The following is a 1336-nucleotide window of genomic DNA, read 5'->3' as shown; positions in this document are numbered from 1 at the left end:
TATTGATTTTTAATCAATTATATTTTTTGTCGTGTACTAAAAAAAATTATAAAATAACCTCAATTGAAAGCCTGAACCATCCTGATGATTATTTCCGGCATTTGAATAAATAAATGGACTAAAGAAGAATTATTGATAACTATTTAATATAATTAACCTTTTTAATTTTTAACAGATGAGAAATTTTAAAACAATTGCAATTGCGCTGGTAGTAGCCTTAACAACCCTTACTGCTACGGCACAGGACAAGAAAATCAACACCTCAAAAAGCACCATTGCATGGGTAGGTAAAAAAGTGACCGGCCAGCACAGCGGTACAATAAGCTTTAAAGACGGCGTACTTACTTTTAAAAGCGGTAAACTCACCGGCGGCAGTTTTACCGTAGATATGGCCTCAATTAATGTAACAGATATTAAGGCAGGTGAAGGAAAGGAAAAACTTGAAGGCCATCTAAAGGCAGATGATTTCTTTGGCACATCAAACAACCCGACTTCAAAACTGGTATTTAAGTCTGTAAAAGCAAAATCAGCTAATGTATATACTGTTACAGCTGACCTAACCATGAAAAATATAACCAAGCCGGTAACTTTTGACCTCACCGTAAATAAGAATTCTGCAACAACTACGTTTAAGGTTGACAGGACCAAATATGACATTAAATACGGTTCAGGCAGTTTCTTTGATGGCCTTGGCGACAAAGCCATCTATGATGAATTTGACCTTACAGTAAATTTAGTGTTTTAATTTCAGGATTTAAATTGAACGAAAAGAAGCCGTCTCACAACTGAGGCGGTTTTTTGATTTACAGGTATTTATGCCCAAAGTATCTCCAATGATGACGAACCAAATCCCGAACCACCCCAGTTCAGGGAAATCAGCAAAGAAGTTATCCAAAAACTGTTGGGCAAATTGACGCTAAACTCTCAGGCAATAAAAAAGCCTAATCAAAATCCAAAGCAAAACTACGCTACATCAAGCAAAACTTTGAAAAAAACCTTCAAAAGCAGGAAAGGCAAGAAGCTATCCTGGGCGAAAGGAACTCCTATAGCAAAACCGGCCTGATGTCCCTTTTATGCGGATGAAAAAAGGCATATGCAAAACGGGCAATTAAAATAATCAAAACTGGATAAAAACGGCCTCAAATTTTACTATTGAGACGGCATCATTTTATTTTATTATATAACAGGCGCTTAGCAAATAGTTTTTAAATAAGGGGGCGATATGTTTGTTAACTTAAAAAACAACCCTATATTTGCAACCGCATTAGCGAAAAGATTTACAATAATTGAGGGGAGATACTCAAGCGGCCAACGAGGGCAGACTGTAAATCTGTTG

General features: G+C 36.5%; 1 protein-coding gene. It reads left to right on the top strand.

Features of this window, described 5'->3' with window-relative positions; genetic code table 11:
* Nucleotides 1-175 precede the first annotated feature (175 nt).
* The gene (locus CHU92_RS00455) at nucleotides 176-745 is read left to right on the top strand and encodes a YceI family protein (RefSeq protein ID WP_094411509.1); all 570 of its coding nucleotides are present in this window, start codon (nucleotides 176-178) and stop codon (nucleotides 743-745) included.
* The last annotated feature ends 591 nt before the right edge of the window (nucleotides 746-1336 follow it).

The sequence above is a fragment of the Flavobacterium cyanobacteriorum genome (assembly GCF_002251835.1).
GTDB lineage: Bacteria > Bacteroidota > Bacteroidia > Flavobacteriales > Flavobacteriaceae > Flavobacterium > Flavobacterium cyanobacteriorum.
The sequence above is the reverse complement of the archived record's forward strand: the minus strand, read 5'-3'. Positions and strand labels throughout refer to the sequence as shown.